At 62.8% G+C, this 18,479-nt stretch carries 17 protein-coding genes and 2 tRNA genes; 12 read left to right on the forward strand and 7 right to left on the reverse strand.

Features of this window, described 5'->3' with window-relative positions; translation table 11 throughout:
- Positions 1-24: 24 nt before the first annotated feature.
- From ACX3OZ_RS17005 to ACX3OZ_RS17020, 4 genes are all read right to left on the reverse strand, one after another.
- Positions 25-1,452 carry a glutamate synthase subunit beta gene (locus ACX3OZ_RS17005; RefSeq protein WP_459105008.1) on the reverse strand — a complete coding sequence of 476 codons (1,428 nt, stop codon included), beginning with the start codon at positions 1,450-1,452 and terminating at the stop codon, positions 25-27.
- Positions 1,453-1,463: 11 nt separating this feature from the next.
- Entirely contained in the window at positions 1,464-6,173 is a 4,710-nt protein-coding gene (gene gltB / locus ACX3OZ_RS17010; protein WP_459105009.1) for a glutamate synthase large subunit, read from the reverse strand.
- A 451-nt stretch (positions 6,174-6,624) separates the two neighbouring features.
- Positions 6,625-7,098 carry a DNA starvation/stationary phase protection protein Dps gene (gene dps / locus ACX3OZ_RS17015; RefSeq protein WP_459105010.1) on the reverse strand — a complete coding sequence of 158 codons (474 nt, stop codon included), beginning with the start codon at positions 7,096-7,098 and terminating at the stop codon, positions 6,625-6,627.
- Between the two features lie 310 nt (positions 7,099-7,408).
- On the reverse strand, positions 7,409-7,867 hold the full coding sequence (locus ACX3OZ_RS17020) for an Hsp20 family protein (RefSeq protein WP_459095524.1): 459 nt from the start codon (positions 7,865-7,867) through the stop codon (positions 7,409-7,411).
- A gap of 371 nt (positions 7,868-8,238) precedes the next feature.
- On the opposite strand from ACX3OZ_RS17020, the gene ACX3OZ_RS17025 reads away from it, so the two are divergent.
- The 5 genes from ACX3OZ_RS17025 (at position 8,239) to ACX3OZ_RS17045 (ending at position 11,691) form a co-directional block, all read left to right on the forward strand.
- Entirely contained in the window at positions 8,239-9,213 is a 975-nt protein-coding gene (locus ACX3OZ_RS17025) for an alpha/beta fold hydrolase (RefSeq protein ID WP_459095525.1), read from the forward strand.
- A gap of 63 nt (positions 9,214-9,276) precedes the next feature.
- Positions 9,277-10,638, forward strand: coding sequence for a TadE/TadG family type IV pilus assembly protein (locus ACX3OZ_RS17030; RefSeq protein WP_459095526.1), 1,362 nt, complete (start codon positions 9,277-9,279; stop codon positions 10,636-10,638).
- A complete protein-coding gene (locus tag ACX3OZ_RS17035; RefSeq protein WP_459095527.1) occupies positions 10,635-11,165 on the forward strand; it encodes a TadE/TadG family type IV pilus assembly protein in 531 nt (176 codons plus the stop codon). Before ACX3OZ_RS17030 ends, ACX3OZ_RS17035 begins: the two co-directional genes overlap by 4 nt.
- Positions 11,165-11,467 (forward strand): TadE/TadG family type IV pilus assembly protein, encoded by a 303-nt coding sequence (locus tag ACX3OZ_RS17040; RefSeq protein WP_459105011.1) that lies wholly within the window; start codon positions 11,165-11,167, stop codon positions 11,465-11,467. The genes ACX3OZ_RS17035 and ACX3OZ_RS17040 overlap by 1 nt, the downstream gene beginning before the upstream one ends.
- 80 nt (positions 11,468-11,547) lie before the next feature.
- Complete coding sequence (locus ACX3OZ_RS17045) at positions 11,548-11,691, forward strand: hypothetical protein (RefSeq protein WP_459105012.1); 144 nt, start codon at positions 11,548-11,550, stop codon at positions 11,689-11,691.
- On the opposite strand, the gene hisN is transcribed toward ACX3OZ_RS17045, so the two are convergent.
- Together hisN and ACX3OZ_RS17055 are read right to left on the reverse strand one after the other, a co-directional pair.
- Positions 11,688-12,476 carry a histidinol-phosphatase gene (gene hisN / locus ACX3OZ_RS17050; protein ID WP_459095529.1) on the reverse strand — a complete coding sequence of 263 codons (789 nt, stop codon included), beginning with the start codon at positions 12,474-12,476 and terminating at the stop codon, positions 11,688-11,690. The two genes, ACX3OZ_RS17045 and hisN, sit on opposite strands and share 4 nt — an antisense overlap.
- 231 nt (positions 12,477-12,707) lie before the next feature.
- Complete coding sequence (locus ACX3OZ_RS17055; protein ID WP_459095530.1) at positions 12,708-13,604, reverse strand: N-formylglutamate amidohydrolase; 897 nt, start codon at positions 13,602-13,604, stop codon at positions 12,708-12,710.
- 264 nt (positions 13,605-13,868) lie between these two features.
- Here ACX3OZ_RS17055 and cpdR point away from each other — a divergent pair, with 264 nt between their 5' ends.
- The 3 genes from cpdR to ACX3OZ_RS17070 all read left to right on the forward strand — a co-directional run bounded on the left by cpdR (position 13,869) and on the right by ACX3OZ_RS17070 (position 14,514).
- Entirely contained in the window at positions 13,869-14,228 is a 360-nt protein-coding gene (gene cpdR, locus ACX3OZ_RS17060; protein WP_046105558.1) for a cell cycle two-component system response regulator CpdR, read from the forward strand.
- A gap of 106 nt (positions 14,229-14,334) precedes the next feature.
- Positions 14,335-14,409 (forward strand) — tRNA-Val (locus tag ACX3OZ_RS17065).
- 30 nt (positions 14,410-14,439) lie between these two features.
- A tRNA-Val gene (locus ACX3OZ_RS17070) sits at positions 14,440-14,514 on the forward strand.
- Positions 14,515-14,905: 391 nt separating this feature from the next.
- Here the strand turns inward: ACX3OZ_RS17070 and ACX3OZ_RS17075 are convergent.
- Positions 14,906-15,520: a pyridoxamine 5'-phosphate oxidase family protein gene (locus ACX3OZ_RS17075; protein ID WP_459095531.1), complete on the reverse strand. Its 615-nt coding sequence runs from the start codon at positions 15,518-15,520 to the stop codon at positions 14,906-14,908.
- Between the two features lie 86 nt (positions 15,521-15,606).
- Here ACX3OZ_RS17075 and msrB point away from each other — a divergent pair, with 86 nt between their 5' ends.
- From msrB to ACX3OZ_RS17095, 4 genes are all read left to right on the forward strand, one after another.
- Entirely contained in the window at positions 15,607-16,017 is a 411-nt protein-coding gene (gene msrB, locus ACX3OZ_RS17080) for a peptide-methionine (R)-S-oxide reductase MsrB (protein WP_459105013.1), read from the forward strand.
- The gene (gene hyi, locus ACX3OZ_RS17085; protein WP_459105014.1) at positions 16,014-16,793 is read left to right on the forward strand and encodes a hydroxypyruvate isomerase; all 780 of its coding nucleotides are present in this window, start codon (positions 16,014-16,016) and stop codon (positions 16,791-16,793) included. The genes msrB and hyi overlap by 4 nt, the downstream gene beginning before the upstream one ends.
- Before the next feature lie 736 nt (positions 16,794-17,529).
- Positions 17,530-17,790 carry a terminase small subunit-like protein gene (locus tag ACX3OZ_RS17090; protein WP_459105015.1) on the forward strand — a complete coding sequence of 87 codons (261 nt, stop codon included), beginning with the start codon at positions 17,530-17,532 and terminating at the stop codon, positions 17,788-17,790.
- A 4-nt stretch (positions 17,791-17,794) separates the two neighbouring features.
- Positions 17,795-18,181 (forward strand): hypothetical protein, encoded by a 387-nt coding sequence (locus ACX3OZ_RS17095; protein ID WP_459105016.1) that lies wholly within the window; start codon positions 17,795-17,797, stop codon positions 18,179-18,181.
- Positions 18,182-18,479: the final 298 nt, after the last annotated feature.

Below are 18,479 nucleotides of genomic sequence, written 5' to 3' on the forward strand. Positions count from 1 at the left end.
CGCCGGGGTCGACGGCCCCAAATATTACCGTGGCAAATCCGTCTTGCCCATCAGTTCGAAGTCGATGGAGCGGGCGGCTTGGCGGCCTTCGCGGATGGCCCAGACGACGAGGGACTGGCCCCGGCGCATGTCGCCGGCGGCGTAAACCTTGGGCGTGGTGGTCTTGTAGCTCATGGTATCGGCGAACAGATTGCCGCGCTTGTCGAGTTGCGCACCCAGTTCGGTCAGCATGCCCTCCTGCGTCGGACCGGCAAAGCCGATGGCCAGCAGCACGATGTCGGCCTTGATGATGAACTCGGTGCCGGGGATGGGCTGGCGCGTGCGGTCGACGCGGGCGCATTCGACGCCGGTGACTTCCCCCCGCGCGTTGCCGACGATCTTCATGGTGCCGGCGGCGAATTCGCGGATGGCGCCTTCGGCCTGCGACGAAGAGGTCCGCATCTTGACCGCCCAATTGGGCCAGTTGGTCAGCTTGTTCTCCAGTTCGGGCGGCATCGGGCGGACGTCGAGCTGGGTCACGGCGATGGCGCCCTGACGAAACGCGGTGCCGACGCAGTCGCTAGCGGTATCGCCGCCACCGACCACCACGACATGCTTGCCGGCGGCGGTGAGCTGGAATTCACCCGACACATCCTCGCCGCCGAGGCGACGATTCTGCTGCACCAAAAACGGCATGGCGTAGTGCACGCCACTCAGCTCGGTGCCTTCGGAATCGACCGGGCGGGGCTTTTCGGCGCCGCCAGCGAGCAGCACTGCATCATGCTGGCGCTGCAATTCGGCCAGCGTCGTGGTCACCCCGACATTGACGCCATAGTGGAAGGTGACGCCTTCGGCTTCCATCTGCGTGACGCGGAAGTCGATATGGTCCTTCTCCATCTTGAAGTCGGGAATGCCATAACGCATCAGCCCGCCAGCCTTGGGCTCGCGCTCATAGACTTGCACGTCGTGACCAGCACGCGCGAGCTGCTGGGCGGCGGCGAGACCGGCCGGACCCGAGCCGACAATGCCGACCGACTTGCCGGTCTTGCGGCTCGGCAATTGCGGCTTGATCCAGCCATTGCGGATGGCGCGATCGGCGATGGCCTGTTCGATGGTCTTGATGGCGACCGGGGCGTCTTCCAGATTGAGCGTGCAGGCTTCCTCGCAAGGCGCGGGGCAGATGCGGCCGGTGAATTCGGGGAAGTTATTGGTCGAGTGCAGATTGCGCGCGGCCTCTTCCCAATCCCCGCCATAGACCAGGTCGTTCCAGTCGGGGATCTGGTTATGCACCGGGCAGCCGGTATCGCCATGGCAATAGGGTATGCCGCAATCCATGCAGCGGGCCGCCTGGTCGACGATGCGCCCTTCGCTCATCGGGATGGTGAATTCGCCAAAATGGCGGATGCGATCGGACGCCGGCTCATAGCGCGGGTCTTCACGTTCGATTTCGAGAAAGCCTGTGACCTTACCCATTTTGCTCTCCCTTACTCTGCGGCCATGTGCTGACCGGCCCGACGCTGTTCCATCTCGCGGATGGCGCGGCGGTATTCGACGGGCATCACCTTGACGAATTTCGGCCGCATCTCGACCCAGTTGTCGAGGATCATCCGGGCGCGGGTCGAGCCGGTATAGTGCAGGTGATTGGAGATGAGCTGGTGCAGCCGCTCATCATCGTGGCGGGTCATGTCGCCGGAGATATCGACCCGGCCATGCCACTCCAGATCGCCACCATGATGGTGCAGTTGCTGCATCAGGTTTTCTTCCTCGGGCACCGGCTCAAGCTCGACCATGGCGAGGTTGCAGCGCTCGCGGAAACTCTCGTCTTCGTCGAGCACATAGGCGACGCCACCACTCATGCCGGCGGCGAAGTTGCGGCCGGTGGGGCCGATGACGACGACAACGCCGCCGGTCATATATTCGCAGCCATGATCGCCGGTGCCTTCGACCACGGCGACGGCCCCGGAATTGCGCACGGCGAAGCGTTCGCCGGCGACGCCGCGGAAGTAGCATTCCCCGGCAATGGCGCCGTAGAGCACGGTATTGCCGACAATGATCGACTTGGACGGATCGAACCCGGCCTGCTCGGAGGGGCGAATAACGATGCGTCCGCCCGATAACCCCTTGCCGACATAGTCATTGGCGTCGCCCACCAGATCAATGGCGATGCCCTTGGCCAGAAACGCGCCAAAGGCCTGGCCGGCGGTGCCGGTCAGCTTGATGGCGATCGTGTCGTCGGGCAGGCCCTCGTGACCATATTTGCGGGCCACGGCCCCCGACAGCATGGCGCCGGCCGAGCGGTCGCGGCTGCGGATTGGCAGGTCGAGCTGGACCGGAGTGCCGTGCTCAAGCGCCGGCTGGGCCAGTTCAATGAGCTGGCGATCCAGCACCGCTTCGAGGTGATGGTTCTGCGCCTCGGAATGGCACAGCGTATCGCCGCCCAGCGGTTCGGGCTTGTAGATCAGCTTGGTAAAGTCGACGCCTTCGGCCTTCCAGTGGTCGTGCAGCGACTTCTGGTCGAGCAGGTCGGAGCGGCCGATCAGCTCGCGCAAAGTGCGGGCGCCCATGGCGGCCATCAGTCCGCGCAGCTCTTCGGCGATGAAGAAGAAGTAGTTGATGACGTGCTCGGGCGTGCCCTTGAAGCGCTTGCGCAGCACCGGGTCCTGGGTGGCGACGCCAACCGGGCAGGTGTTGAGATGGCACTTGCGCATCATGATGCAACCGGCGGCGATCAGCGGTGCGGTGGCAAAGCCGAATTCATCGGCCCCGAGCAGCGCGCCGATCAGCACATCGCGCCCGGTCTTGAGCCCGCCATCGACCTGCAACACGACGCGGCTGCGCAGCCGGTTGAGCACCAGCGTCTGGTGGGTTTCGGCCAGCCCGATTTCCCACGGGCCGCCGGCATGCTTGAGCGAGGTCAGCGGCGAAGCGCCGGTGCCGCCATCATAGCCGGAGACGGTGATATGGTCGGCGCGCGCCTTGGCAACGCCGGCCGCCACGGTGCCGACACCGACTTCGCTGACCAGCTTGACCGAGATCGCGGCCTGCTCGTTAACGTTTTTGAGGTCGTAGATCAGCTGCGCCAGATCTTCGATGGAATAGATGTCGTGATGCGGCGGCGGGCTGATCAGGCCCACCCCGGGGGTGGAATGGCGGGTCTTGGCGACGATCCAGTCGACCTTGTGGCCGGGCAATTGTCCGCCCTCGCCGGGCTTGGCGCCCTGCGCGACCTTGATCTGCAACGCATCGGCATTGACCAGATATTCGGTGGTGACGCCAAAGCGGCCCGAGGCAATCTGCTTGATCGCCGAGCGCATCGGGTTCTGCGACCCATCGGGCAGGGGCTTGTAGCGATCGGGCTCTTCGCCGCCTTCGCCGGTATTGGACTTGCCGCCAATGCGGTTCATCGCCTGCGCCAGCGTGGTATGGGCCTCGCGCGAAATCGAGCCGAAGCTCATGGCGCCGGTGGCGAAGCGCTTGACGATATCCACCGCCGGCTCGACATCATCGAGCGGGATGGCGGCGCCGAGCGGGCGCACATCGAGCAGATTGCGGATGGCGACAAAGCCGTTTTCGCCTGAATTCACCCGCGCGGCATAGCTATCATAGCGCTCCTGCGCCGTGTCCGGGTTTTCGTCCTTGGTGCGCACGGCATGCTGGAGATCGGCGACCACGTCGGGCGACCAGGCATGGACCTCGCCGCGCATGCGATAGGCATATTCGCCGCCGACATCGAGCGCCCGACGCAACACCGCGTCATCGCCGAAAGCCAGCGTGTGGCGCCGCACGGTTTCCTCGGCGACCTCCTTGAGCCCGACGCCCTCGATGGAGGTGGCGGTGCCGAAGAAGTACTTGTTGACGAAGCTGGTGCTGAGCCCGATGGCGTCGAAAATCTGCGCGCCGCAATAGGACTGGTAGGTGGAAATGCCCATCTTGGACATCACCTTGAGCAGGCCCTTACCCACCGACTTGATGTAGCGATAGACCACTTCGTCCGCCGAGACTTCCTCGGGGTAGTTGCCCTCGGCATGCAGCGATTGCAGCGCCTCGAAGGCCAGATAGGGGTTGATGGCTTCGGCGCCATAGCCGGCCAGCATGGCGAAGTGGTGGATTTCGCGAGCTTCGCCGGTTTCGACCACAAGGCCGGTCGAGGTGCGCAGGCCCTTGCGGATCAAATGATGATGCACGGCGGCGAGCGCCAGCAGCGTCGGGATATCCAGCCGGTCGGCAGCGATCATCCGGTCGGAGAGGATGATGATGGTATATTCGCCACGCACCGCATCCTCGGCCTGCTGGCAGAGGCTGTCGATGGCCGCTTCCATGCCCGCCGCCCCCCTATCCTTGGGATAGGTGATGTCCAGCGTCTTGGTCTTGAACTGGTTGGTGTCGATATCGCCAATGGCGCGGATCTTCTCCAGATCGTCATTGGTCAGGATCGGCTGGCGCACTTCGAGCCGCTTGACCTTGGACAGGCCCTCCAGATCGAACAGGTTTGGCCGGGGCCCGATAAACGACACCAGGCTCATCACCGATTCCTCGCGGATCGGATCGATGGGCGGATTGGTGACCTGGGCGAAGTTCTGCTTGAAATAGGTGTAGAGGAGCTTGGCCTTGCTGGAGAGCACCGAGATGGGCGTATCGGTGCCCATCGAGCCGACGGCTTCCTGGCCGGTGGTGGCCATCGGCGCCATCAGCAGCTTGATGTCTTCCTGGGTATAGGCAAAGGCCTGCAACCGATCGAGCAGCGCTTCGGTCGGCTGGGGCGCCTTGGGGGCAACCGGCGGCAGGTCTTCCAGCACGATCTGGGTGCGGGCCAGCCAATCGGCATAGGGATTGGCGGTGGCCAGCGTCGACTTGATCTCGTCGTCGGAGATGATGCGACCCTGTTCAAGGTCGATCAGCAGCATGCGGCCCGGCTGCAGGCGCCAGCGCTCGACAATATCCTCATCGGGAATCGCCAGGACGCCGGATTCCGAGGCCAGGACCACATGGCCTTCCTTGGTCACCAGATAGCGGGCCGGACGCAAGCCATTGCGGTCGAGCGTCGCCACCACATAGCGGCCATCGGACAGCGACATGGCGGCGGGGCCGTCCCACGGCTCCATCAGCGAGGCGTGATACTGATAAAACGCCCGGCGCTTCTCGTTCATCAGCGGATTGCCAGCCCAGGCTTCGGGGATCAGCATCATCGCCGCATGCGGCAGCGGATAGCCGCCGCGCACCAGAAATTCGAGCGCGTTGTCAAAGCAGGCGGTGTCGGACTGGCCCTCATAGGAAATCGGCCAGAGCTTGCCGATATCCTCGCCGAAATACTTGGAATGCACCGAGGCCTGGCGGGCCGCCATCCAGTTCACATTGCCCCGAATGGTGTTGATCTCACCATTATGGGTGGTCATGCGATAGGGGTGGGCCAGCTTCCACGACGGGAAGGTGTTGGTAGAAAACCGCTGATGCACCAGCGCCAGCGCGCTCTCAAATTGCGCGTCCGCCAGATCGGGATAAAACGGCCCCAGCTGATAGGCGAGGAACATGCCCTTATAGACAATGGTGCGGGCCGACATCGAGACGACGTAAAAGCCGTTATCGCTGTTGCTCTCGGGCACCTGGGCATAGACGGTGTTGGAGATCACCTTGCGGGCGATCAGCAGCTTGCGCTCGAACTCATCCAGCGTCAGCGCATCAGGCCGCGCAATCACCATCTGCTCGATGATCGGCTGGGTGGCGATGACGCCGGGGCTGAGCTGGCTGTTGTCGGTGGGGACGACGCGGGTGCCAAGCAGCGTCAGGCCTTCGCTTTCGAGGCAGGCTTGCACGGCAGCGGCACACTTGTCGCGCAGGCCGGCAATGTTCGGATAGAACAGCATGGCCACAGCGTAGTGGTGCTTTTCGGGCAGGGGGAAGGGGAGCACCTTGCGGAAGAAGGCGTCGGGGGTCTGGACCAAAATGCCGGCACCGTCGCCCATCAGCGGGTCGGCGCCCACAGCGCCCCGGTGTTCCAGGTTTTCCAGAATTTCCAGGCCCTTTTCGACCACTTCGTGGCTGGGCTGGTTCTTGATATTGGCAATCATGCCGATGCCGCAGGCATCGTGTTCGTTTTTCGGGTCATACAATCCTTGCGCCGCCGGTCGTCCACTAAGCGGACCGGCGGCGGATGACCGTGTTGGAACTTGGCACGACCCTACCTGGCTGATGACCATCTGATTTTCCTCAACTGTATTATGGCGGCATTACCGCCGGTTTGACCACACCGGCAGAAGCCGGCCCGAATTTTGCGGGCACATCGCGGTTCGGATCGTACGGGGTACGGCCCGGCCTATAAGGCGATGTGTATCCGTGGGGGAGCGGCGCTGCATCCAAATGGCCGCTCAATTCGGGCTTAGATTAGCCCCGCCTATCCGTTTCCGCTATCACGTAGCGGGCCAGCCGGACCGGCGTGCGCGCTAACCGGGGAGACCGGGGCGACGCATCAGATAGGACAGGCTTGCTGCCCTAACTCGATGACATTTGCACGATTCAAAAGCATGATCAAGAAAAAATAGGAGAAGGCGGATTTCGCGATAGGAGATCATAGGACTCTTGGCAAAATCCGCCTAAATCTTATGCATTCTGCTGCGAAATCAGGCAATTTCGCCGCGCAAATCCAAAGTCCTATTCGAGATGGGACTTGATGAACCAGAGGGATTTGTCGAGTTCGCGCGAGAAGGCGGTGAGGATATCGGCGGCGTCGGCATCGCCGGCTTCATCGGTGGCGTCGATGTCTTCGCGCACCTGATTGGCCAGCGCGGCATAGCGTTCGGCCAGCGCAGCGAGGTGATCGGTGACCTTGCGAATGTCGGTGGGATAGGCGGCGAGCGTGCTGGCTTTGGCGACGATCTGGCTGGTGCCCAGGGCAATGCCGTCAAGCTGGGCGACGCGTTCGGCGATGATATCGACATGCTCGTCAATGGCGGCCCGCATCGGGTCCAGCATTTCATGCACGGCGATGAAATTGGGTCCCTTGAGGTTCCAATGCGCCTGCTTGGTGATCAGGGCCAGATCGATGGCATCGGCCAGCCGGGCATTTAGAATCTCGATGACGGCCGACTTGGCATTGGCCTTGAGGGCGATGGCGGGGAGTTTCATGGAAAAATCCTTTGACGCTGGAGGGTCTGCCCGAACAACCGCCAAACTGGGCGGTGGTTCCGGGGCAGGGGGAATTTGGTGCTGGGGCGAGCGGTTGTTGGCCGCAAGAGTCCCCAAAAACTCGGTGTCATCCCGGCCTTGAGCCGGGACCCATCCTGAGATGGCTGCAATGGCTTGATCGGGGGATGGGCCCCGGCTCAAGGCCGGGGTGACATGGTGGGTGGGGCGCGATCTCGCACCAACCCGGTCGCAAAGAAAAGGCGCAGTCCTTGCGAACTGCGCCCGTATCGTCACCGCGAGGGCGCGTCGGTTAGTTGACCGACTTGTCCTCGATGGAGGAAGCGGCGCCGCCGGTGATCTGGATGCTGCGCGGCTTCTTGCTTTCGGGCAATTCGCGCTTCAGCTGCAGATGCAAGAGGCCGTTCTCGAGCGAAGCACCGTGGATCTCGACATAGTCGGCCAGCTGGAAACGCAGCTCGAAGGCGCGTTCGGCAATGCCGCGATGGAGGAATTCACGGGTCTTGTCAGGCGTGTCGCCAGCCTTGGCGCCCTTGACCACCAGGCTGTTTTCCTTGGTCTCGATGGCAATGTCGCCATTGGCAAAGCCGGCAACGGCAATCGAGATGCGGTAGGCGTCATCGCCGGTGCGCTCGATATTGTAGGGCGGGTAGGTCTTGGCCTCCTGCCCGACCAGATTGTCGAGACGGTTGAACACCCGGTCGAAGCCGACGGTGGAGCGGTAGAAGGGGGAAAAATCGATGGTCTGCATGTCACATTCTCCTGTGAGCAACGTGGAGGTCCCGGTGGTCTCGGACAGCGCTCCCAAAAACGAGGCGAGCGGTTGATTTCGAGGTCGGGGTTCCCGGTAAGCCGGCGAACGATTGAAATATGGGAGCCGATTTGGCGGGTTCAAGAGGGCGCGAGATGAACCGAAAATGAATGGCGCGGTCTGATCGAGTTCAGGCGCGGGCGGCTAGAAATCGGGCATGTGCTGCGGCAAGCCTCGGCACTGCCCCAACGCGGTCCCAGCAACGCCCCCCGCATGGGCCCGCACCAGGAAACCAGCATCCCCCGGGATGCTGGTTTTCTTTTGTGCCGGTGTTTGCTCTAAGATCAGGGCTCAGCTTTGCGGGAATGTTCATGAGCGCCGTTGTCGACCCCGATGGACCGAGCCTGGTCAATATCGCCTCCAACCCGATCCCCGAAGGCGCGCGGGTGGGCTATTTCACCACCAGCGACAAGGTGCGGCTGCGCTACGCGCTGTGGCCCAAATCGGCGGGCGCGCATCGCGGCACCATCTGCCTCGTGCAGGGGCGTACCGAATTCATCGAGAAATATTTCGAGACCATCGAGGATTTCCGCCGGCGCGGCTTTTCCGTCGCCACCTTCGATTGGCGCGGGCAGGGCGGCTCGGACCGGCTGATCGGCAATCCCCGGCTGGGCTATGTCGACCGTTTCGAGGATTACGGCACCGATCTGGCGAGCTTTCACCGCGACATCCTGCTGCCCGACTGCCCGCCGCCGTTTTATCTGGTGGGCCATTCGATGGGCGGGCTGGCCTCGCTGTTTGCCGGCATCAATGACCGAATGATGTTCGACCGCATCTTCCTGTCGTCGCCGATGGTGGCGCTGGACCGCCAGCCGCTGAGCATGAAGGGCATGGCGCGGGTCACCGCGACGCTGAGCTTTCTCGGGCTCGGGCAGTTGCCGATCAGCCGCAAGGCCGACCAGCCGGTCTCGGATGCCAATTTTCCCAATAATCCGCTGACCGGCGATCTGATCCGCTATATGCGCTCGGTCGATGTGATAAGGGCGCGGCCGGGGCTGGAAATAACCGCGCCGACCATTCGCTGGGCCGCGTCGGCCTTTGGCGCGATGGCCGAAGCGGGGGAGGATAATTTCCCGGCCCGCATCCGGGTGCCGCTGCTGATCCTGGCGGGGGCGCGCGACGAAGTGGTGTCGACCCCGGCCACCGAACAGCTTGGCCTGCGCATGCGCACCGGCCGGCATGTAGTCATTCCCGGCGCACGGCATGAGTTATTCGTCGAGACCGACAATATTCGTGGCCAGCTGTTTGCGGCGTTTGACGCGTTTATTACCGAGCAGAGCGTGTAAACCGCCGGTAAACCACTATTTTGGTATCTTCCCTCATGCCAGAACGGCATCGGGGACCGATAGGTGCCATTCGGGGGGATATTCAGGCGCTTTTTAGGTGATGGCAGCGGCAACGTTGCCATCATGGTCGCCGCCGCTTTCCTGCCGATTCTGATCATTGCCGGCGGCGCCACCGATATTGCGCGGCATGAAGCCTATCGCGTGCAATTGCAGGATGGGGTGGACCGCGCCGTGCTGGCCGCCGCTTCGCTGACCCAGACCCGCCCGGTGGAAGCCACCGTCGCCGACTATCTCAAGACCTTGCCGTTCATCGATGCGGTGACGCTGAAATTCACGCAGGTCAACGCGATCAATCGGCGCGAGGTGTCGGTGCAGGCCAGCTATGAAATGGCCACCGCCTTCCTGCCGCTGATCGGCATCAATTCGATTTCGGTCAATGCCGGTGGCACGGCGGTTGAGCGGCGCAGCAAGATCGAGCTGTCGTTGACGCTGGATCTGTCCGGCTCGATGGATGGCAGCAAATACACCACGCTGAAATCGGCGGCGACGACCTTCGTGCGCACCCTGCTGACCCCCGAAAGCAGCGTCTATACGACGATGAGCATCGTGCCCTATGCCGGGCAGGTCAATGTCGGGCAGACCATGTTCGCCGCGCTGGGCGGCAAGCGGCTCTACACCAATTCATCCTGCTTCAACCTGACCAGCGCCAACTATGCTTCCGGCCTGATCGATTTTACCAAGCGCACCCAGGCTCCCAATTTCACGCGATGGAACAGCACGGCGGACAAGCCCAAGCTGAACCCCAATCTGAACGCGAGCTGGTGCCCGTCCGAAAATACCGCGATCACCTATCTGTCCAACGACGTCAACGCGCTGGTGGCCCGCATTGCCGGGCTGCAGATGTATGATGGCACCGGCAGCGCCATTGCCCTGAATTACGGCCTGATGCTGCTCAATCCAGCAGCGCAGCCCCTGGTGCAGACCGCCATCGCCAACGGGCTGGTCAAGGCTGAATTTGCCAATCGTCCAGCGCCCTATGGCGATGCGGACACGCTCAAGGTGCTGGTGCTGATGACCGACGGCGCCATTACCGAGCAATACACCGCCAAAGATCCGAGCAAATCGGACCGTGCTCCGGACAACTGGGTGCTGTATCGCGATCCGGTGTCGAATGTGCAGGAGACCAGCACGGTGACCAAGACCTATCTCAGCCGGGTCTGCGCCGAGGCCAGGGCCAAGGGCGTCGTGGTCTTTACCATCGGCTTCCAGCTGCGCGACAGTGTGGACAGCGAATTGAAAATGAAACAGGAATTGCGCGACTGTGCCTCCAGTCCGAGCCAATATTTCGACGTGGCCGGGCTTGATATCGCCTCGGCCTTCCAGACCATCGCCACCTCGATCCAGAAAATCAAGCTGACCAATTGAGGACGCGGGGCCCCCACTGGACCAGATTTTTCCTGCGCGACCGGCGCGGTGCGGCGGCGCTGGAATTCGCGCTGCTGGCGCCGATATTGCTGGCGTTGATCTTCGGCACCATCGAAACCGGCTGGACCATGGTGCAGTCGATCATGCTCGACCGGGCGCTGGATACCACGGTGCGCTCGCTGCGCATCGGAGCGTTGGAAAACCCGACCCAGCAATCGGTGCGGCAGGCGATTTGCGCCGAGGCGATGGTGCTGGTCGATTGCGATGCCACGCTGGCGCTGGAATTCATCCCGATCATCTCCACCGCCAGCTATCCGGCCGACACGGCGCGCTGCGTCGATCGCAGCGGCAAGCTCAAGCCGGTGCTGCGCTTCAATCCGGGCGGGCGGGAGCAGACGGTGTTCGTGCGCGCCTGCTTCATGGTCGAGCCGCTGACGCCGGGGCTGGGCCTGGGGCTGGCGCTGCCCAAGGACGAAACCGGCGCCTTCCGCATCATCGCCAAATCGGGCTTCGTCAACGAGCCATGATGGGACAATTCTGGCGGCGATGGCGGGGTGATGAGCGCGGGGTGTCGGCGGTGGAATTCGCGCTGCTGCTGCCCCTGCTGCTGACGGTGCTGCTGGGGTCGGTGACGGTGTTCGACCTGTTCCGCACCGCCCAGGCGGCCGAGAAGGCGACCTTCACCGTCGGCGACATGCTGTCGCGCCGGACCGACGCCATCTCCCATAGCCTGCTGGAGGAGATGCTGACCTTCGTCAACAAAACCGTGGCTTTCGAGGGCACGGCCCGGCTGCGGGTGAGCAGCATTTCCAATGTCGGGGTGCGCTGAAAACGGACTGGACCGACACGGCAGGCGACAAGAACCTGGTCATCGCCGCCATCGACTACGCCTTCATTCCGCAGCTGGCGGTGGGCGATTCGGTGATCCTCACCGAAGTCTTCATTCCGCATCGGGCCTTTGTCGCCGGCTTCGGGCTGGACCGCATCACCTATAATAACCGGGCCGTGCAACGCCCGCGCTTCCTCGGCAAGATCGCCTTTACCAAGAGCTAGCCGGCGTTGATCAGCGCCAGCGCCTGTTCCAGCAGTTCCGGCGTTGCCGCCGCCACCACATTGCCGCCGCCGGTGGGCTCGCTGCCGTCCCAGCAGGCAATGGCGCCGCCGGCCTCGCGGATGATGGGGACCAAAGCGGCGATGTCATAGGTGTTCAGCGCCGGCTCGATGACGAGATCGGCATGGCCGGCGGCCAGCAGCGCATAGCCATAGCAATCCATGCTGAAGCGCTGCAGCCGCGTCGCGGCCTCGATGGCGGTCCATTTGGCCAGCAGTTCGGGGGTGTTGAACAGCGCTGGTGTGGTGGTGAACACCCGCGATGGCGTCAGCTCGGTCTGGCCGCTGGTGCGCAATGGCGTGGTGATCTCGCCCCGGGAATAGAGCGCGCTCCCCGGCATGGCGAGGAAGGTCTCGCCGATAAAGGGCTGGCTCATGAGGCCGGCGATGGCGACGCCCTGATGGGCGAAGCCGATCAGCGTGCCCCAGACCGGCGCGCCGGAAATGAAGGCGCGGGTGCCGTCGACCGGATCGATGATCCAGCTATAGTCGCTCTCGCCGCTATTGCCCCATTCCTCGCCGATGATGGCATGATCGGGGAAGGCTTCGGCGATGACGGCGCGGATGGCAGTCTCGGCGCCCCGATCGGCCTCGGTGACCGGATCAAAGCCCACGGTATATTTATTGTCGATGACCAGCGGCGTGCGGAACAGCGGCAGGGTGCGCGTCGCGGCAGCGGCGGCGGCGGCCAGCAGGGTGGTTTCAACTTTGGCGAGATCGATGGTCATGGGCCCTGCATCCGGTTGTTCGATGCACTCATAGCGGCCGTTGAACACGCAGTCGACACCCTCCCCCTTGCGGGGAGGGATCAAGGGTGGGGGTGGTTTGGCCGCGATATCGGGGCTCCCGCACCCCCTCCCGGCTCGATCACGGACTTAGCGAAGGGCTAAGTCCTATCGCGCTTTCCCTCCCCGCAAGGGGGAGGGTGGCAGACTGAGAGATTGCAGCAGCGCGCTAGCTTACTCCGCCGCCAATTTCTCCGGCAGCGATTGCCCACCAACCAGCGACACCAGATCCAGCCCGATCAGGGCAAAGATCAGCCGCTCGATGAGCTGGCGCATGGCGTCAAAACCCTCATGCTTGGCCAGCGTCACCTCGTTCATATAAAGGTGGCGGCTGATTTCGACCTGCAGCGCATGCACGCCATGCTGCGGCCGGCCATAAGACCGGGTGGCAAAGCCGCCGGCATAGGGGCGGTTGCGCGCCACCTTGAGGCCGGCGCTGACAAAAATGGTTTCGACCAGATCGACCAGCCCCGGCGCGCAGGTGGTGCCATAGCGGTCGCCCAGCACGATATCGGGGGCTGCCTTGTCATTGGCGCGGGTGATGCGCGGCATCGAGTGGCAATCGATCAGCAGCGCCACGCCATAGGCGCCAATGGCCTCGCTGAGCAGCTTCTGCAAGGCGGCATGATAGGGGTGGTAGATCCCCTCGATCCGCATGCGGGCATCATCCAGCGTCAGCCGGTCGCGATAGATCGGTTTGTTCTCGGCCACCACGCGGGCCAGCGTGCCCAGGCCCGCGGCGACGCGCGGCGAAGTGGTGTTGAAGCGATCCGACAGCGGTTCGACGAACATGGTGGGGTCGAGCTCCCACGGCTCGCGATTCACATCGAGATAGGCGCGCGGAAAATGCGCCCGCAGCATCGGGGCGCCAAGATGGGGGGCGCGGGCAAACAGCTCATCGACCCAGGCGTCTTCGGACTGGCGAATCGACAGGTGATCGAGCCGGGTCATGGCCAGGAAGCGTTCAGGATAGACCCGGCCGGAATGGGCGGAATTAAACACGACCGGGGCGACCAGCCGGCGGGGCCGGATGGTTTCGAATGCCGGCCGATCCCAATAGTCGGACCGCACGTCGCCTCCCCAAACAAGCGCCCAAACTGTCGGCGCCGCGTGATTTGCGGTTTAAGTGTCGCCCTTTGCACCAGACTTGTCCAGATTTTCGGCAAATTGGGCGCACAGAATCGGGTTGCGGTTGCACAAGCGCAAACTTCGCTTAAACATCCGCAGCTACGATGCGACTCACAAGCGTGCCAAAATGGTGCGCCCAGTGATGCGCCAGGCGGGAATGCCGGATGATACCATCCGGCCTCGCAAGACGAACGGCCGGAGACCCCCATGAAGCGAATTCTGCTCGCAGAAGACGATAACGACATGCGCCAGTTCCTGACGCGCGCCCTCAAAAACGCGGGTTATGAGGTCGTTTCGTTCGATAATGGGCTGTCGGCCTATGAGCGCCTGCGCGAAGAGCCCTTTTCGCTGCTGCTCAGCGATATCGTGATGCCGGAAATGGACGGTATCGAGCTGGCGCGCCGCGCCACCGAACTCGATCCCGACCTCAAGGTGATGTTCATCACCGGCTTTGCCGCCGTGGCGCTGAACCCCGATAGCGACGCGCCCAAGGATGCTTCGGTGCTCAGTAAGCCGTTCCATCTCAAGGATTTGGTCAACGAAGTTGAGCGTCTGCTGGCGGCATAACACGGACTATCCACAAAGCGCCGATTGCCCTCTTGACCCCCCACCGGGTTTTATGGTCTATCCGCGCCACTGGCAGGGCTTCACGGCGCTGCCTTCCCGGAGAGATGGGCGTATAGCTCAGCGGGAGAGCACCTCGTTGACATCGAGGGGGTCACAAGTTCGATCCTTGTTACGCCCACCATCTCTCTAAAGACTTTCGCCCCAGGGCGACGGGAGTATAGCTCAGCGGGAGAGCATTCGCTTCACACGCGAAGGGTCACAAGTTCAATCCTTGTTACTCCCACCATTTGCCTTCGCTTCCGGTGAAGGCGGTCTGCAAATACCAAATTGCTGCGCTTCCGGTGCTCCACGTGCCGATGCACGCTCCGCTCCGGTTCTCGTAATCCGGCATTTTCGCCTCGCCTTGACCGGTTCGAAGGCGAATGGTGCCGACTGAGTGTTCTGCCACCACGTCGTCACCCCACCACCAGACCGTCACCCTCGGGCCTGACCCGAGGGCGTTTCACTTTGCGATGCGCTGGTAGTGCAGGGCCCTCGGGTCAAGCCCGAGGGGGGAAGAGTGAGTGCCAGGCAGAGGCGATTCGCTCACACAGGCCTCGCAGCCAGCGCCTCCCTCCCCTTTGATGGGGAGGGAATGAGGGTGGGGTGGGGCCACATACGCTGTCACCCCAACAGAATCACCACATCGTCTGCTTGGCCCGTTCCGGCCACGCCGTGTCATAAGCCGCGCCGCCAACCGCATTGTCCGTCATCGCCGCCAGAATCTCGCCGGGGCTGGGCAGGGATTGGGGATCGATATGGCGGGCCGGGTTCCACAATTCGCTGCGGATAATGGCGCGGGCGCATTGGAAATACAGCTCATCAATGGTCATGACGATCACTGACCGGGGCGGTTTGCCATCGACGGCAAAGCTGGCCAGCAGCTCGGGGTCGATGCTGATCCGGGCCTTGCCATTGGCGCGGAAGGTGGTGCCGCTGCCGGGCAGCAGGAACAGGAAGGCGCAGCGCGGATCGCGGACGATGTTGCGCAGCGAATCAATGCGGTTATTGCCGCGCCGGTCGGGCAGCATCAGCGTCTGGTCGTCGTGAATGCGGACAAAGCCGGGCTGGTCGCCGCGTGGCGAGCAATCAATGCCCTCGGGGCCCACGGTGGCGAGTGCGGCAAATGGGCTCGCCTCGATCAACCGACGATACTGCGGCGTCATGCGGTGGGCGATCTTGGCGGTGGAGGCGGCCACGGGAGCAGGGATATAGAGCGCGTCGAGCTGTTCGAGCGAGGTCACGATGGTCATGGTGGCATTCCGATCAGCAGGGGTGCAGCGGGCGGTAATCGATCCTATATTGAGCAACAATGACAGGGCGACAAAGGAGTAAAGCGATGGACACCCATGCCTTCAAGGTGAACCGGACGGACGCCGAATGGCGCGCCAAGCTCACGCCCGAGCAATATCGGGTAATGCGCGATCATGGCACCGAAGCCCCCGGCTCCTGCGCGCTGCTGCATGAGCATCGCGCCGGCAGCTTCACCTGCGTCGGCTGCGATACGCCGCTGTTCAAGGCCGATCTCAAATTCGAGAGCGGCACCGGCTGGCCGAGCTTTAACGACCCACTGCCCGGCGCGACCGAGACCACCACCGACAAGCGCTTTGGCATGGTGCGCACCGAAGTCCACTGCGCCACCTGCGGCAGCCATCTCGGCCATGTCTTCCCCGATGGCCCGCCGCCGACCGGCCTGCGCTACTGCATCAATGGCGTGGCGATGAATTTCGTGCCCAGTTCTGCGGCGTGAAATTCTCGGCCAATCTGTCCATGCTCTACCCAGAGCATGGCTTTCTCGAGCGGTTTGGCGCCGCGGCAGCAGATGGCTTCCGCGGCGTTGAATATGTGTCGCCCTATGAACACCCACCGGAGGTCCTTGCGGCCCTGCTGGAGCGCTATGGCCTGACGCAGGCCCTGTTCAACCTGCCGGCGGGTGACTGGGCTGCGGGCGAGCGCGGGCTGGCCTGCCTGCCCGGGCGCGAGGCCGAGTTCGCTGCGGGCATCGACACCGCCATCACCTATGCGCAGGCGCTGGATTGCCAGCAGGTCAATTGCCTCGCGGGCATCGTGCCGGCCGGGCAAGACCGCGCCCGCTGCGAAGCGGTGCTGGTCGCCAATCTGGCGCTGGCGGCCGAGCGGCTGGACGAAGTCGGCGTCAAGGTTTTGCTGGGGCCGATCAACCAGCGCGATATGCCGGGCTATGCCGTGTCGGGCACCGCGCAGGCCGAGGCCATCATGGCCCGCGTCGGGTCCGACAATCTCTGGCTGCAATATGATTTTTATCACATGCAGATCACCCAGGGTGACCTGCTGAGCAATTTCGAGCGCCTGCAGCACCGCATCGCCCATGTGCAGGTCGCCGACGTGCCGGGGCGGCACGAGCCGGGCACTGGCGAAATCAACTATCCCAATATTTTCGCGGCCCTCGAACGCCACGGCTATGACGGCTGGATCGGCGCGGAATACCGGCCACAGGCTGCCACCAGCGCGGGATTGGGCTGGATGCTGCCTTCCTTCTCCCCTTGAGGGAGAATTTTCGTCATTCACCTAAGCAATATCAATGGGTTACGTTGCTGAATAACGTCATAGCACTGCACCAAGTTATGCACAAGTGAGCACGCTTTGGCGTTGGGAGGCCAAGCGAGCGATCAAAGTTGAGGCCGGCGGCCATTTGCCCTCGTCGCACAGAGCCACGGCAAGCTTAGTCAGGTCGATCTTGGTGCCGTCCTCAGTCCACCCCGCGGTGCCGGTCGCTGGAGCCGCTGCGCTCGCGGCGGGTGCTGGCGTAACCGGCAGTGCTTTGCGAAGCTCTTCACATTTGATTTGAACGCCTACAATTTGATCCACAGGGGACCGCCTTGCCGCTGATCAGGTGCTCTTCTTGGGCCAAGGTGAGCCCCGGAACGGCCAGCGCTGAGGCAAGGCGGCGATGGATAGAAGTGTTCGGACTTTCATTCCACTCTCCTTTTGATCGCCTCGCTTGATACGAGGAACCAAGAAAAACGTTAACCACTTCGCACTGGTTGTGATCTGAAACCGAACTGGCTGTGTTCGCGGTTTGACGTGCCCTGCCAGCCCATTCGCCCATCAGGGCATACATCCTACAAGCTATGTACGGTCGCACGCAGCCCCGCTAGCCTTCGTGCCGGCGCAGGTCGCTAGTGGCCCTGTGTGGCCGCCCTGCCGCAACTCATAGTGTCCTGCGCCACCATCTCTCGGCAGGTAAGTGCATTGGAGCGCAGCACTATGCAGATTGTGCATAGTGCCCTATATCGCCGACAATATCTGCCAGCACATGTCCGAGGGAGCGAGTCTGCGTAGCATCTGCCGCGATACGAAGATGCCGGACCAGGTCACCGTGTTCAGATGGTTGGCAGACGAGCGTTACACGTCGTTTCGCGAGCAATACGCGCCCGCCCGCGATGCTCGTGCCGATGCGATCTTCGACGAAATGCTGGAGATAGCGGACACGCCGCAAATGGGCAACAGGCGCAAGAAGGTGCCGGCGGCAAGTCCGAGGTGACGACATGCTCAAGGAATATCCGACTGCGGAGGTGCAAAGCTGGACTATCCAGAAGCAGGAGGCTGAGGCCGTTATCGCTGGGGGAGAAGCCGCGACCCACGGGGCGTCAATGACCGGCCTTTCCTCGATCGCGTCGTTCCTTGTCTCGGTGTGCGAAGCCCATCGTGGTGAGGTGAGTACTGATGCTGAGCGCGGTGCCCAGCTTTGGGTAAAGGCGGCGGCTATCAAGGCAAACGCCGGCGCCTGGGCTGGGCTTTCGGCATATGTAAACGGCTTGCGCGCCCGTATGGAAGACCGGCTCGCCTTGGCGCAAACGGTCTCCGATCTGCTTGTTATCGAGAGCGAAAATCAGACCGAGCTCGGTGCTTTCCGCGCCGTGCACCACGTCTAGATGCAGATCAGCATCGCCGATCTGCAGGGACTGCGCAGTCCTACGACCCTCTCTGCCATCAGAACCATTCCTAGACAGATGATAGGACTGCGCGTCGCATCGTAGCTGGTTTAGTTCCGGGCACAGAGTTAATCGGCCGCTAATCCTCACAGCTCGCGTCGAGTTAATCTCAGATGAGAGCGGCGGTGCAAAATTAGTCCACGGTAGCGGCGGGATAGTCCCGCTTCGGGCGGCGTAAAAGTCGGCCACCTATCTTCCTTCTGCGACGCTTGCAGGAGGGTTGGGGATCTATACCGTG

It is taken from the genome of Devosia sp. A369, assembly GCF_054489345.1.

Excerpts from the sequence above, each read along its gene's own strand:
- cpdR (WP_046105558.1), top strand. The coding sequence starts at position 13,869 with ATGAAGCGAATTCTGCTCGCAGAAGACGATAACGACATGCGCCAGTTC.
- ACX3OZ_RS17020 (WP_459095524.1), bottom strand. The coding sequence starts at position 7,867 with ATGCAGACCATCGATTTTTCCCCCTTCTACCGCTCCACCGTCGGCTTC.
- ACX3OZ_RS17005 (WP_459105008.1), bottom strand. The coding sequence starts at position 1,452 with ATGGGTAAGGTCACAGGCTTTCTCGAAATCGAACGTGAAGACCCGCGC.
- gltB (WP_459105009.1), bottom strand. The coding sequence starts at position 6,173 with ATGGTCATCAGCCAGGTAGGGTCGTGCCAAGTTCCAACACGGTCATCC.
- ACX3OZ_RS17095 (WP_459105016.1), top strand. The coding sequence starts at position 17,795 with ATGCTCAAGGAATATCCGACTGCGGAGGTGCAAAGCTGGACTATCCAG.
- msrB (WP_459105013.1), top strand. The coding sequence starts at position 15,607 with ATGGACACCCATGCCTTCAAGGTGAACCGGACGGACGCCGAATGGCGC.
- ACX3OZ_RS17025 (WP_459095525.1), top strand. The coding sequence starts at position 8,239 with ATGAGCGCCGTTGTCGACCCCGATGGACCGAGCCTGGTCAATATCGCC.
- ACX3OZ_RS17040 (WP_459105011.1), top strand. The coding sequence starts at position 11,165 with ATGGGACAATTCTGGCGGCGATGGCGGGGTGATGAGCGCGGGGTGTCG.
- ACX3OZ_RS17075 (WP_459095531.1), bottom strand. The coding sequence starts at position 15,520 with ATGACCATCGTGACCTCGCTCGAACAGCTCGACGCGCTCTATATCCCT.
- dps (WP_459105010.1), bottom strand. The coding sequence starts at position 7,098 with ATGAAACTCCCCGCCATCGCCCTCAAGGCCAATGCCAAGTCGGCCGTC.
- hisN (WP_459095529.1), bottom strand. The coding sequence starts at position 12,476 with ATGACCATCGATCTCGCCAAAGTTGAAACCACCCTGCTGGCCGCCGCC.